Origin of the sequence: Bacillus cereus group sp. BceL220, from assembly GCF_051776965.1 — a bacterium.
Taxonomy (GTDB): domain Bacteria; phylum Bacillota; class Bacilli; order Bacillales; family Bacillaceae_G; genus Bacillus_A; species Bacillus_A cereus.
This window is the reverse complement of sequence record NZ_JBPWBC010000001.1, coordinates 397,030-409,561: the sequence shown is the minus strand read 5'-3', so window position 1 is coordinate 409,561 and position 12,532 is coordinate 397,030. Positions and strand designations below refer to the sequence as shown.

The following is a 12,532-nucleotide window of genomic DNA, read 5'->3' as shown; positions in this document are numbered from 1 at the left end:
TTTTGTGAAATCGTATGAATCGCACAGGCTATTCATTTTGCATATACTGTTAGAAAATCATTGTAACATACCATACTAGTGTCATTTCAACACGGGAGGAGGGAAATTGTGACGATTGGAGAAATTATAGATGGTTTAAACAGACGTGAATCCATCGCTATTATAGCAAAACGTCTTGAAATAAGCCCGTATACATTATCGAAGAAATTAAGATTGATTGGATACGAATATGATGGAGAGCAGAAGAAACGTATTTTTGTAGGAGATGGAGAAGAACCACGTCACTTACAACTCCAAGAAGCGACCGCCCTTCAATATGAGAAAACAGATTATCAATTATTAATTTACGAGCAATTACAAAGCATTTATGAGTTACTAAGAAAAAGAGGCGAAGTAATTGCACCAATTATGAGTAAGAGTACAGAGAAAAAGAGACGAACCTTTTCTATTAATACAGAAATATTAGCAAGATTGGACCTTATATCAGAATCGAAAGGAATTCAAAAGTCTAAACTTGTAGAAGAGGCGTTGCAACAATTTTTACAGCAATATGAAGTTGACAAAACATCACATTTTGATAACTAAAGAAAAGGATACTATGTTCATTGGAAGAACGAGTATCCTTTTTATGATGTATATTACGTATAAAATAGAGGATCAGTACAAATCCTTTATGGCGTGAAAAATAAAATTTATTATTAGAGAAACACTTAATTTACTTTTTGAATTCTTCCATCAATAACTGGCTGAATTGGTTCTTTTAATTGTTTTACGTAATCGACTAACGCTTCAAAGTCGTTTGGACCAGTTTCTGCATTTTTACCATTTTTAAATGATACGAATCCGTCACCGCCAGAAGCTAAGAAGGCATTTGCAACTACGCTATACGTTTTAGATGGAGATAATTCTTCTCCGTTTGTTAAACGTATATTTGTAACTTTTTCACCGTTTGTTTTATTTGCATCCCACGTATATTGAATACCTGAAATTTGAAGCATTCTTGTTGTTCCTTTTTGCCATTGCTGATTTAAAATATCGCGAATGTCTTGACCTGTTAAATCTACTTTAATCAATTGATTTCCAAAAGGTTGAATGCCGTATAACTCACCCCACGTAATATCACCAGCATCTAAGTCATTACGAATGCCACCAGGATTCATGAGGGCGATTTGAGTTTGCATCGTTTGACGCTGAGCATCGGCAACTAAATTTCCAAGAGTGGACTCACCAGCATCATTTTGTTTACGGTCGATAGGTGCTGTAGATTTTCCGACCACTTCATTTACAAGTGGTGCGATTTTTTCTTTATATTGATCTAGTTTTTTCTTTACTTGTTTATCAGGTTCTACACCTTCATGATACGTTGTAACAACTTCAGCTTTTTTCTTTACAATATCCTTTGTTTTACGATCAATTGTTACATCCACGTCTGAGAAAGCCGTTCCGTATGAATTTGCTTGGACAATTAGTTTATTATTTACTGTACCATTTACATACGTATGACTATGTCCACCGAAAATAACATCAACTTCTGGGTCTGTTTCATTTGCAATTCGAGTAAGATCGCCATTTGTTACCCCAGACTCATCGGTTGTTCCACCGACATGAGCAAGAACGACGATCGATTTAACGCCGAGGCGTTTTAATTGTTGTGTTGATTTATTAATTGCTTCTACTTCATCAGTAATTTGTACATTTTTAAGCATCGTAGGCATAACAACATTTGGTGTATCAGTTGTAACAACACCAATGAATCCAACAGGAACACCATCTACCATTTTTACAGTAAATGGTGGTAAAAATAAGCGGCCAGTTGATTTGTTATAGAAGTTAGCAGCTACATAGGGGAAGTTAGCCCCTTTGAAATTCCCTGTTTTTTCATGATATCCACCGTAAATGAGGCGTTTCATTTCATCAATGCCTTCATCAAATTCATGGTTTCCGATTGTACCAACATCAAATTTTAAATCATTTAAAAATTCAATCGTCGGTTCATCTTGTAATAATGCTGAAACTGGTGGACTAGCTCCGACGATATCACCAGCATGTACGAGAAGTGTATTAGGGTTTTGTTTTTTACGTTCTTTTAAATAAGTAGCTAAGTAATCAGCGCCACCAGCTTCTTTATTATTGATTTTTTTAACAGTATCTAGTTGTCCATGGAGATCATTAATACCAAGCATTTGTACGTCTATGTAGCGGTTTTGTTCAGCTGGATTCTGAGATGGGGGAGCGGCAAATACGCTTGAAAAAGTAATAGTGCTTAAAACAGCAACGGCAGGAATAATTTTTTTCCACATAATATAATTCTCCTCTTTTTATAATCTGACATCATACGACATAATTTTAATAGATTCATAGGATTATAGCTACATAAAAATTTAGTCTTTTCGAAAAATTAACATATTTACAAAAAGTGAATAATAGAGTAAAGACCCTTTTTTATTGTCGATTTCATCGTGTATCTACTATAATGGAGAAAAAAGTAAAAGGTGAGTAGCATGAAGAAAAAGAAACAAAGACAAATGCAAAGACAATCGCAAGTGAATCAACCAAAGAAAGAAACACTTACATTAGGCGATCAATTAAATGATTCACTCATGCAACAATTAAAGAGTAAGAAGAAAGAGTTGCAAGTGAGGGAAGAGGAAAAAGAGGCAGCTGAACTGGAAAGAAAGCGCCAAGAACAAAAAGAACGTGAAAAGAATAAATCATTTGAAGAACTGCTAAGTGAAAGTAACCTTACTTGGAAAGACTTTAAATAATAAAAAAATGATCAGTGAAATACCACTGATCATTTTTTGACGAGCTTGTAAGAAAAGGGGAGTTAGAATGAGAAAAATTGTCGTTGTTCCACATGAAAACCATTGGATTGAAAAATTTCAAATGGAGGCTGAAAGATTAAAATCAGCGATGCCAGAAACGGTGAAAATGCATCATATTGGAAGTACGTCAGTGCCCGGACTGGCAGCTAAACCTATTATTGATATGATCATGGAAGTAGAAAATATCGAAAGAGTAGATGGGTGGAATGAACGATTTATAGAGCTTGGTTACATCGTAAAAGGGGAAAATGGTATTTCAAGACGCCGATATTTTATTCATGGAACTGAGGAAAAACGTTCGTATCATTTACACGTGTTTGAAAAAGGAAATCCAGAGATAGTAAGGCATTTAGCGTTTCGTGATTATATGATGGCTCATTGTGAAGAAGCAGAGGCATATGCAACCTTAAAGAAAGAATTAGCCGAAAAGTATACATATGATGGCACGTTATATACGGAAGGGAAAAATGAGTTTGTGCGCAATGTGGATAAAAAAGCGAAAGAATGGAGAGAAAATAACGTGAATGAATGAGTTCACGTTATTTTTTAGCTATATAAAAGTGTTATGTAAACTGTACGTATGTTTTGACTTTTTGGATGAATATTGTTGAAATAAAGTTATGGCTTATAAATAATGTAACAATGAAAGGGAGACGACTGTGCATATTCCAACAACTACACTTCATAATGGCGTGAAAATGCCGATGATTGGTCTAGGCGTATATAAAGCGAAAGAAGGAGAAGAAGTAAAACAAGCAGTAAAAACAGCGTTAGAGGTTGGATACCGTTCGATTGATACAGCGACTGTATATGAAAATGAAAGCGGTGTCGGAGAGGCGATACGTGAATCAGGAATTCCAAGAGAAGACCTATTTATTACAACAAAAGTATGGAACGACGATCAAGGATATGAGGAGACACTAGAGGCGTTTGAAAAGAGTTTAAAAAAATTACAAATGGACTATGTAGATTTATATTTAATACATTGGCCGGTAAGAGGGAAGTATGTTGATACGTACCGAGCTTTAGAGAAATTGTATGAAGAAGGTAAAGTGCGTGCGATTGGTGTTTCTAATTTTCATAAACATCATTTAGAACTATTATTACCAAATTGCAAAGTGAAGCCGATGGTAAACCAAGTGGAACTTCATCCGATGTTGACGCAATTTGAGTTGTGCAATTATTGTCAAGATGAGCAAATTCAAATGGAAGCATGGAGTCCGTTAATGAGGGGCGGAGAAGTATTCCAGCATCCAATCATTCAGGCTATTGCTAACAAATATGAAAAAACACCTGCACAAGTTATATTAAGGTGGGATATTCAAAGCGGGATTGTTACAATTCCTAAATCTGTTACACCATCTCGTATTAAAGAAAACTTTACTATTTTTGATTTTGCACTAACTGAAGAAGAGATACGTCAAATTAACACGTTGAATCGTGATTTACATGTAGGAACGAATCCTGATAAATATGATACGTTATAAAAAAGACTGTCTCCTAATACTGGAGACAGTCTTCTGTTTTATCGGTAATTCGATATTTTTAACGATGCAAAGCATATGTGTCATATTTAACAATCTTTTGAAGTTGTATATATTCTTCTTTCGTTAAAGGTAACTGCTGACTAGCTCGTATATTTTCCTGTAATTGTTGAAGAGAGCTTGCACCAGGTATAACAGCTGCAACAGTCTTATTATGTAAGCAATATTGAATAGCTGTTCCTGTTAAAGAGCGTTCTCCAATCGTTTCTTTTACACTCGCTAGAGTTGTATGTAATTCATCGTAAGAATAAGAGAGATAATCCTTTTCCTTTACTCTTTCTATTTTTCTTGCATTGTTGTCAGTTAAAATTCCTTTTGCAAGTGGCCCGCGGGCAATGACGCTAATTTGGTGTTCATTCAGAAGGGGGAACCATTCTTCTGGACGCCGATTTAAAAGGCTATATTCCATTAGTACACTAACGATGTTTGAGCGTTTTGCATACTCACGAACGACATTTGGGCGTATAGAAGAAATACCGTAATGGCGAATAATACCTTCCTTTTTCAATTCTTCAAAGGCTTCAATTGTTTCATCTATAGGATCTTCAATCGTTCCGCCGTGAAGTTGGTAAAGATCAATATAATCAGTTTGAAGTCTACGTAAACTTTCCTTTACTTCAGTTTTTATGTAAGCTTTAGAAGGATCCCAGGACCAGCCGTTTTTTTCTTCTGTCCAACGATTTCCAACTTTCGTTGTAAGAACAATTTGGTCTCTTCTTCTCTTCAAGGCTTTTCCAACAAATTCTTCATTTAATCCGTAATCATATAAATCTGCTGTATCAAAAAAATTAATTCCTAAATCGATTGCTTCATCGATAATATGCATAGCTTCTGTTTCAGATGTACCGAGGGACATACAACCAAGCCCCATTTCTGTAACAAACAAATCTGAGTTTCCTAATTGACGTTTTTTCATAGGTCAACCTCCTTACCTTTATTGTACGAGAGGGAAAAGAGGTTGACAAACGTTTACTTTTCGCTTTGCATTAACTGCCCGTAAAAGCATGATTAATGTTTCACTTTATTTGCTGTAATCCACTCTTGTACAGTTGTATACTCTTTGCTATATTGCTTTAGCTTATGGCGAATTTGCCATGCTTTTCCGACTAACGTGATGCGATTTGGTAAAATATAAACTTTCATTTCTATCACGCTCCTTTCAATGTGGTAAAATGTATGAAGAAAGAATAGGAAATAGAACAGGGAGATGAAGTAGTATGAGTAATCTTACAGAGAGAACAGTAAAAACTGAGCCGATTTTTGATGGTAGAGTTATAAAAGTTCGTGTTGATGATGTAGTATTACCAAATGGAGCAATGAGTAAACGTGAAATTGTAAATCACCCTGGTGCAGTTGCGATTATTGCTATTACGGATGAGGGGAAAATTGTGCTTGTTGAGCAGTATCGTAAAGCGCTTGAAAAGGCGATTATAGAAATTCCGGCCGGCAAGTTAGAACCAGGTGAAAAACCAGAGGTGACAGCAGTTCGTGAATTAGAAGAGGAAACAGGATATGTATGTGAAAATATGGAGCTCATTACTTCTTTCTATACATCTCCAGGATTCGCAGATGAAATTTTATATGTATATAAAGCGACAGGTTTGACAAAAAAAGAAAATAAAGCTGAGTTAGATGAAGATGAGTTTGTAGAATTAATGGAAGTATCGTTAGAAGAAGCGATTACTCTTATGAAAGATCTTCGTATTCATGATGCGAAGACGATGTTTGCAGTACAATATTTACAACTACAAAAATAAACACTCGCCAAAGGCGAGTGTTTTTTAATTGATTTTTGCATATACACGTGCATCACGTAAGCTACCATCTGGTGCTAGGAAATCATTTTCCATTGTACCTTCTAGAATGAATTCTAGACGTTCTGCTAAGCTACATGCATTTATATTTGTTGCATCAGTACGAATTTCAATCCTTCTAGCGCCTAGTTTATCAAAGGCGAACTGAATTGCACCTTTAACAGCTTCGGTCATATAGCCTTGTTTTGTATAGGCACTATGTAGCCAGAAGTGAAGTGAAAACTTTGGAATATCCCAGTTTTCAGGCTTTAGTGTAATTGCTCCGATGAATGTACCAGATACTTTATCGTATAAGTGAAAATCAAGTGTTTCACGAAGTAAAAACTGTCCGTGAGCTTCGCGAACAATTTCTTCAGCACTCTCTTCTGTTTCAGCGTTAATTGGTATCCACGGTACTAAGTCTTCTAGAGAAGCTTGGATTGCTTCATATACTTCTGCACCATCACCTGGAAATGGTTTACGAACTTGCAAGCGTTCAGTTTGAAATAATGTTGGAAAATCTAATAATAATGGTTTCAAGAGAAATCCCTCCTATTCTCTACTTTTTAGTTTAGCAAAGTAGAGCGGAATTTCAATGTTAATTCGTCATACTTTTTTCTTTCTTTCATACATTTTTAATAAGAGTGTGAACGGAGGGAAGAAAAATGTGGCGAAAAAATTGGCAAGACCGTGTAATGTCTCACATACAGGAAAACTCTTCATTATATATATTTAACGCTGTTTTATTATTGATGGGAGTAATATTCGGAGCCATTCTGGTGAATAGTTTACAAATCAATCAAAAACAAGATTTATCATTTTATTTACAACGTTTTTTTGGACAAGTCTCTAAAGGAGAATTTGCCATTGCGGGCGAAATGTTTCGAGAAAGTTACTTTTCGCAATTAAAATACATCGGATTTATTTGGATTTTAGGGATTTCAATTATTGGATTACCACTTATTTTTATTTTATTATTTGTAAAAGGAGTTGTCGTTGGATTTACAGTTGGTTTTTTAGTAAGTCAGCATGGATGGAATGGACTATTATTAGCATTTGTATCTGTTTTGCCACAAAATTTAATTATCATTCCAGTCTTTCTCGTTATGACAACTATTGCTGCAAGTTTTTCTTTACGGATGATTAGGCATCAATTTATTAGAAAAATAACCGAGCCACTATTACCATTATTAATCCGTTATACATGCTTCTTTCTCGTAATTGGAGTGGTGTTAGCACTTGCTTCTAGTGTGGAGGCTTACGCATCACCAGTTTTAATGAAAGAAGTCGTTGAGGCTATTAATAAAAAATAAATACTTTTTGAGAATAATTATCAATTTGTTTTTATTGTTTTTTCTTTTGACAGAAGCCCTTCTTCTGATATAATGGTGTAAGAGTGGCGAGGAGGGAGTAGTACCGAATGGAAGAAAGAATTGAACGAATTAAGAAGCAATTACATGCAGCGAGCTACAAATTAACACCGCAACGTGAAGCAACAGTTCGTGTGCTGCTAGAAAATGAAGAAGATCATTTAAGCGCAGAAGATGTTTACCTCCTTGTAAAAGAAAAGTCGCCAGAGATCGGATTAGCAACCGTCTATCGAACTTTAGAACTATTATCTGAGTTAAAAGTTGTCGATAAGATTAACTTCGGAGACGGTGTTTCACGCTATGACTTACGCCAAGAAGGTGCGCAGCGTTTCCACCATCATTTGATTTGTACACAATGTGGTGCTGTACAAGAAATACAAGAAGATTTACTTGGTGAAGTGGAAAGGAAAGTAGAACGAGACTGGAGCTTTAAGGTGAAAGATCATCGTTTAACATTCCATGGGATTTGTAAAAATTGTCAAGAAAATGAAACGGATGAAAAATAACCTTTTCCTATTTATCTAGGAAGAGGTTTTTTATTTGAATAAGGTATAAATTGGTGAAAGCTTGGCATATGTTGTAATAACTTATATTTTGGAGGAATTTACAATGCGCCGAGCTTTAAAATTAACTTTTGATGGAATAAAAGTATTTTTATTATTTACAAGTTGTACGATTTTGTTTTATTTCGCTATACTATGGATAAATGAAGAATATGAAAGCTATCATCGTTATGAAAAACCTAAAGAAGAGACTGTAGAAAAAGTATCAGGGAATGAAGAACCGGCAAAGGATGCTTTCGTAAATAGAATGATGTTTTTCTATGAAAATGGGGAGTAGTGTAGAGTGGAAGATCAATTAAAAGATTTTATTCATTATATGGTTGTCGAAAAAGGATTAGCAAAGAATACAGTAGTATCTTATGAACGGGATTTAAAAAGCTACGTAAAGTATTTGCAAAATGTGGAACAGACGAAAACTTTTCATGAAGTGACCCGTTTACACATTGTTAACTTTTTGCAGTATTTAAAAGAGAACGGAAAATCTTCGAAAACATTGGCGCGTCATATCGCATCAATTCGTTCGTTCCACCAATTTTTACTTCGTGAACGAGCGGTAGAACACGATCCATCCGTACATATTGAAACGCCACAAGGGGAACGGAAATTACCAAAGGTATTATCAGTTGATGAAGTAGAGGCGTTACTTCAAACACCAAAAATGACAAGTGCTTTTGGGATTCGTGATAAGGCGATGCTAGAGTTACTGTATGCGACAGGACTTCGTGTTTCAGAATTGATTGCACTCAATTTAGAAGATGTACATTTAACGATGGGATTTGTTCGTTGCATAGGGAAAGGGAATAAAGAAAGAATTATTCCACTAGGAAGTTTAGCAACGGAAGCGATTCAAAAGTATATTGAAAAAGGAAGAAGAGAATTAATGGGGAAAAAAGTAGTAGATGCACTCTTTTTAAACCATCATGGTAATCGATTATCAAGACAAGGATTTTGGAAAATATTAAAACGATTAGCGAAAGAGGCAAATATTGAAAAAGAACTTACACCTCATACGTTGCGTCACTCGTTTGCTACGCACTTATTAGAAAATGGAGCAGATTTACGTGCTGTACAAGAAATGCTTGGACATGCAGATATTTCAACTACGCAAATCTATACGCACGTTTCAAAAACTAGATTAAAAGATGTATATAAACAGTTTCATCCGAGAGCATAGTTACTATGCTCTTTTTTTCATAGATTAAGAGGGGAAGACCGTTTCACAGAAACTTCACAAACATTTCGTATATTGTTTTCAGCAGAAGACTGGAATATTACAATGTATTTCCTCTATACTAAATAAAGTATAAAGGAGGAAATGATGATGAAAAAACTGATTATAACTTTATTTATCGCGATGCTAGCGTTGGCTGGCTGTAATACAAACAAAGAAGAACCGAAAAAAGAACAGAAACTTGAAGCTGTAAAAGTAGCAGTCCAAACAAATCCGAAAGAAATTAAACCAGGTGAAAAAACAGAAGTACAAGCACTTGTTACACAAGGGAAAGAAAAAGTAACGGATGCCGATGATGTAAAGTTTGAAATTTGGAAAGATGGCGACGAAAAGCATGAGATGTTAGATGGTAAGCATAAAGGAAAAGGTGTTTATGCAGTAGAGAAAACATTCGAAACGGATGGAGTATACCATATTATTGCTCACACAAATGCACGTGAAATGCACGTTATGCCAGAAGTGAAAGTTGCTGTAGGAAATGCGAAAGTAGAAGATGCGAAAAAAGAAAATAGTGATCACAGTGCAGGACATGGAGATCATAAAAGTGACACAATGATCCATCTTATGGCTGGAGACATAAAGGCAAATGCTGAATCTACAATGAAAGTTCATTTAAAGCAAAAAGAAGAAGCATTAACTGATGCTGAAGTACAACTAGAGATTTGGAAAGATGGTGTTGAAAAACACGAATTTATCCCAGCGAAAGAAGGGAATAAAGGAGAGTATGAAACGAAACATACTTTCAAAGAGAACGGTGCTTACAAAGTGAAAGTACATGTAAGAAAAGGCGAATTGCATGAACATAAAGAAGAAACAATAGAAGTAAAATAAAAAGTAGCTCTTTAGAGCTACTTTTTATTTTTAATATGAAGAAATAAATCATAAAAAAATTAGCACTTCGTTGCAGAATGGATTACAATAGAAGTGTGAAGAAAATGAGAAATTCTACGAAAATGTATTAAAAAGAAAGCGTAAACATGTTATGATATCAGTATCAGATGTCTGACATCCGACTTAGAAAAAACTAGAAATGTTTTTGAATCGTTTCAAGTAAACGAAATAGGTTAGAAAATGATTTAAAGAAGTACTGTTTGACAATGAGAATTCTTTTGGATAACAGTTTCACTTTATAGCGTTTTGAACATACTACAAGAAGTAGAACTGAACTTATAGGAGGTCGCAGTTATGAATAAATATAAACGTATATTCCTAGTCGTAATGGACTCTGTGGGAATCGGTGAAGCACCAGATGCTGAGCAATTTGGTGATCTAGGATCTGACACAATTGGTCACATTGCTGAACATATGAATGGGTTACAAATGCCTAACATGGTGAAATTAGGTCTTGGTAACATTCGAGAAATGAAAGGTATCTCTAAAGTAGAGAAACCACTTGGATATTACACAAAAATGCAAGAGAAATCTACTGGTAAAGATACAATGACAGGTCACTGGGAAATCATGGGCCTTTACATTGATACACCATTCCAAGTGTTCCCAGAAGGATTCCCGAAAGAATTACTTGATGAATTAGAAGAAAAAACAGGCCGTAAAATTATCGGTAATAAGCCAGCTTCTGGAACTGAGATTCTTGATGAACTTGGTCAAGAGCAAATGGAAACAGGCTCTTTAATCGTTTATACTTCTGCTGATAGCGTATTGCAAATTGCAGCACACGAAGAAGTAGTGCCACTTGATGAATTATATAAAATTTGTAAAATTGCACGTGAATTAACATTAGATGAGAAATACATGGTAGGTCGTGTTATTGCTCGTCCATTCGTTGGTGAACCTGGAAACTTTACACGTACACCAAACCGTCATGACTATGCATTAAAACCATTCGGTCGTACAGTAATGAATGAATTAAAAGATAGTGACTACGATGTAATTGCTATCGGTAAAATCTCTGATATTTATGATGGCGAAGGGGTAACTGAATCACTTCGTACGAAGTCTAACATGGATGGAATGGATAAGCTTGTAGATACATTAAATATGGACTTTACAGGTCTTAGCTTTTTAAACTTAGTTGACTTTGATGCATTATTCGGCCACCGCCGTGATCCACAAGGATACGGAGAAGCTCTGCAAGAATATGATGCACGTCTTCCAGAAGTATTCGCAAAACTAAAAGAAGATGATCTATTATTAATTACAGCAGACCACGGTAATGATCCAATTCACCCTGGTACTGACCATACACGTGAATATGTACCATTATTAGCATATAGCCCAAGCATGAAAGAAGGCGGACAAGAGTTACCACTTCGTCAAACATTTGCTGATATTGGTGCAACAGTAGCAGAAAACTTCGGTGTGAAAATGCCAGAATACGGAACAAGCTTCTTAAACGAGCTAAAGAAATAGGGGGATAAACAAATGAATCGTGAACTTATTACAAAATCAGCTTCATACTTAAAAGAGAAATTTCAAGAGACACCACAAGTAGGACTAATCCTTGGATCAGGACTAGGTGTATTAGCAGACGAAATTGAGAACGCAGTAACAGTACCTTACAGTGAAATCCCTGAATTCCCAGTATCAACTGTAGAAGGCCATGCAGGTCAACTAGTATTTGGTACACTTCAAGGTGTAACAGTAGTAGCAATGCAAGGACGTTTCCACTTCTATGAAGGATACGACATGCAAAAAGTAACATTCCCAGTTCGTGTTATGAAAGAACTAGGTGTAGAAACAGTAGTTGTAACAAACGCAGCTGGTGGTGTAAATACATCATTTGAGCCAGGCGATCTTATGTTAATTTCAGACCACATTAACTTCATGGGTACGAATCCATTAATCGGACCGAATGATTCTGAAATGGGCGTACGTTTCCCTGATATGTCTACATCATATACAGTAGAACTTCGCGAAATGGCGAAACAAGTTGCAGCAGACTTAAATATTAAAGTACAAGAAGGTGTATACGTAGGAATGACAGGTCCTGTATATGAAACACCTGCTGAAATTCGTATGCTTCGTACACTTGGCGGAGATGCAGTTGGTATGTCAACAGTACCTGAAGTAATTGTAGCGCGTCATGCTGGTATGAAAGTATTAGGTATTTCTTGTATTTCAAATATGGCAGCTGGTATTTTAGATCAGCCACTTCACCACGATGAAGTAATTGAAACGACAGAACGTGTTAAAGCTAACTTCTTAGCATTAGTAAAAGCAATCGTAAAACAAATGAAGGGGTGACT

The 12,532-nt window shown here is 35.6% G+C and carries 16 protein-coding genes; 12 read left to right on the top strand and 4 right to left on the bottom strand.

Features of this window, described 5'->3' with window-relative positions:
* Window positions 1-108 precede the first annotated feature (108 nt).
* Window positions 109-585 carry a ribbon-helix-helix domain-containing protein gene (locus ACS2FK_RS02120; protein ID WP_000151933.1) on the top strand — a complete coding sequence of 159 codons (477 nt, stop codon included), beginning with the start codon at window positions 109-111 and terminating at the stop codon, window positions 583-585.
* A gap of 125 nt (window positions 586-710) precedes the next feature.
* On the opposite strand, the gene ACS2FK_RS02115 is transcribed toward ACS2FK_RS02120, so the two are convergent.
* Window positions 711-2,300 carry a bifunctional metallophosphatase/5'-nucleotidase gene (locus ACS2FK_RS02115; RefSeq protein WP_000265556.1) on the bottom strand — a complete coding sequence of 530 codons (1,590 nt, stop codon included), beginning with the start codon at window positions 2,298-2,300 and terminating at the stop codon, window positions 711-713.
* A gap of 201 nt (window positions 2,301-2,501) precedes the next feature.
* Here ACS2FK_RS02115 and ACS2FK_RS02110 point away from each other — a divergent pair, with 201 nt between their 5' ends.
* The 3 genes from ACS2FK_RS02110 (at window position 2,502) to ACS2FK_RS02100 (ending at window position 4,312) form a co-directional block, all read left to right on the top strand.
* On the top strand, window positions 2,502-2,765 hold the full coding sequence (locus ACS2FK_RS02110; RefSeq protein WP_000727561.1) for a YqkE family protein: 264 nt from the start codon (window positions 2,502-2,504) through the stop codon (window positions 2,763-2,765).
* Window positions 2,766-2,832: 67 nt separating this feature from the next.
* The gene (locus ACS2FK_RS02105) at window positions 2,833-3,357 is read left to right on the top strand and encodes a GrpB family protein (RefSeq protein WP_001227176.1); all 525 of its coding nucleotides are present in this window, start codon (window positions 2,833-2,835) and stop codon (window positions 3,355-3,357) included.
* A gap of 127 nt (window positions 3,358-3,484) precedes the next feature.
* On the top strand, window positions 3,485-4,312 hold the full coding sequence (locus tag ACS2FK_RS02100; protein ID WP_063548578.1) for an aldo/keto reductase: 828 nt from the start codon (window positions 3,485-3,487) through the stop codon (window positions 4,310-4,312).
* Window positions 4,313-4,370: 58 nt separating this feature from the next.
* On the opposite strand, the gene ACS2FK_RS02095 is transcribed toward ACS2FK_RS02100, so the two are convergent.
* Both ACS2FK_RS02095 and mciZ read right to left on the bottom strand, forming a co-directional pair.
* On the bottom strand, window positions 4,371-5,285 hold the full coding sequence (locus ACS2FK_RS02095; protein ID WP_063548576.1) for an aldo/keto reductase: 915 nt from the start codon (window positions 5,283-5,285) through the stop codon (window positions 4,371-4,373).
* Between the two features lie 92 nt (window positions 5,286-5,377).
* Window positions 5,378-5,512 (bottom strand): Z-ring formation inhibitor MciZ, encoded by a 135-nt coding sequence (gene mciZ, locus ACS2FK_RS02090; protein ID WP_000870292.1) that lies wholly within the window; start codon window positions 5,510-5,512, stop codon window positions 5,378-5,380.
* Window positions 5,513-5,586: 74 nt separating this feature from the next.
* Here mciZ and ACS2FK_RS02085 point away from each other — a divergent pair, with 74 nt between their 5' ends.
* Window positions 5,587-6,126 carry an NUDIX hydrolase gene (locus tag ACS2FK_RS02085; RefSeq protein ID WP_016512339.1) on the top strand — a complete coding sequence of 180 codons (540 nt, stop codon included), beginning with the start codon at window positions 5,587-5,589 and terminating at the stop codon, window positions 6,124-6,126.
* 24 nt (window positions 6,127-6,150) lie between these two features.
* On the opposite strand, the gene ACS2FK_RS02080 is transcribed toward ACS2FK_RS02085, so the two are convergent.
* Entirely contained in the window at window positions 6,151-6,702 is a 552-nt protein-coding gene (locus ACS2FK_RS02080; protein WP_000803479.1) for a GNAT family N-acetyltransferase, read from the bottom strand.
* A gap of 155 nt (window positions 6,703-6,857) precedes the next feature.
* On the opposite strand from ACS2FK_RS02080, the gene spoIIM reads away from it, so the two are divergent.
* The 7 genes from spoIIM (at window position 6,858) to ACS2FK_RS02045 (ending at window position 12,530) form a co-directional block, all read left to right on the top strand.
* Window positions 6,858-7,475, top strand: a complete 618-nt coding sequence (spoIIM, locus tag ACS2FK_RS02075) for a stage II sporulation protein M (protein WP_013142149.1) — start codon at window positions 6,858-6,860, stop codon at window positions 7,473-7,475.
* 107 nt (window positions 7,476-7,582) lie between these two features.
* On the top strand, window positions 7,583-8,038 hold the full coding sequence (fur, locus tag ACS2FK_RS02070; RefSeq protein WP_000392657.1) for a ferric iron uptake transcriptional regulator: 456 nt from the start codon (window positions 7,583-7,585) through the stop codon (window positions 8,036-8,038).
* A gap of 103 nt (window positions 8,039-8,141) precedes the next feature.
* Window positions 8,142-8,372, top strand: a complete 231-nt coding sequence (locus ACS2FK_RS02065; protein ID WP_001250432.1) for a YqzK family protein — start codon at window positions 8,142-8,144, stop codon at window positions 8,370-8,372.
* Between the two features lie 6 nt (window positions 8,373-8,378).
* On the top strand, window positions 8,379-9,269 hold the full coding sequence (gene xerD / locus ACS2FK_RS02060; RefSeq protein ID WP_000390088.1) for a site-specific tyrosine recombinase XerD: 891 nt from the start codon (window positions 8,379-8,381) through the stop codon (window positions 9,267-9,269).
* A 147-nt stretch (window positions 9,270-9,416) separates the two neighbouring features.
* Window positions 9,417-10,157, top strand: coding sequence for a FixH family protein (locus tag ACS2FK_RS02055; RefSeq protein ID WP_080469872.1), 741 nt, complete (start codon window positions 9,417-9,419; stop codon window positions 10,155-10,157).
* Between the two features lie 354 nt (window positions 10,158-10,511).
* On the top strand, window positions 10,512-11,696 hold the full coding sequence (gene deoB, locus ACS2FK_RS02050; RefSeq protein WP_001046079.1) for a phosphopentomutase: 1,185 nt from the start codon (window positions 10,512-10,514) through the stop codon (window positions 11,694-11,696).
* 12 nt (window positions 11,697-11,708) lie between these two features.
* A complete protein-coding gene (locus ACS2FK_RS02045) occupies window positions 11,709-12,530 on the top strand; it encodes a purine-nucleoside phosphorylase (RefSeq protein ID WP_001078446.1) in 822 nt (273 codons plus the stop codon).
* Window positions 12,531-12,532: the final 2 nt, after the last annotated feature.

Coding starts and splice junctions, on each gene's coding strand:
- ACS2FK_RS02115 (WP_000265556.1), bottom strand. CDS start 2,300: ATGTGGAAAAAAATTATTCCTGCCGTTGCTGTTTTAAGCACTATTACT.
- ACS2FK_RS02110 (WP_000727561.1), top strand. CDS start 2,502: ATGAAGAAAAAGAAACAAAGACAAATGCAAAGACAATCGCAAGTGAAT.
- ACS2FK_RS02105 (WP_001227176.1), top strand. CDS start 2,833: ATGAGAAAAATTGTCGTTGTTCCACATGAAAACCATTGGATTGAAAAA.
- ACS2FK_RS02095 (WP_063548576.1), bottom strand. CDS start 5,285: ATGAAAAAACGTCAATTAGGAAACTCAGATTTGTTTGTTACAGAAATG.
- mciZ (WP_000870292.1), bottom strand. CDS start 5,512: ATGAAAGTTTATATTTTACCAAATCGCATCACGTTAGTCGGAAAAGCA.
- ACS2FK_RS02085 (WP_016512339.1), top strand. CDS start 5,587: ATGAGTAATCTTACAGAGAGAACAGTAAAAACTGAGCCGATTTTTGAT.
- spoIIM (WP_013142149.1), top strand. CDS start 6,858: ATGTCTCACATACAGGAAAACTCTTCATTATATATATTTAACGCTGTT.
- fur (WP_000392657.1), top strand. CDS start 7,583: ATGGAAGAAAGAATTGAACGAATTAAGAAGCAATTACATGCAGCGAGC.
- ACS2FK_RS02065 (WP_001250432.1), top strand. CDS start 8,142: ATGCGCCGAGCTTTAAAATTAACTTTTGATGGAATAAAAGTATTTTTA.
- ACS2FK_RS02055 (WP_080469872.1), top strand. CDS start 9,417: ATGAAAAAACTGATTATAACTTTATTTATCGCGATGCTAGCGTTGGCT.
- deoB (WP_001046079.1), top strand. CDS start 10,512: ATGAATAAATATAAACGTATATTCCTAGTCGTAATGGACTCTGTGGGA.
- ACS2FK_RS02045 (WP_001078446.1), top strand. CDS start 11,709: ATGAATCGTGAACTTATTACAAAATCAGCTTCATACTTAAAAGAGAAA.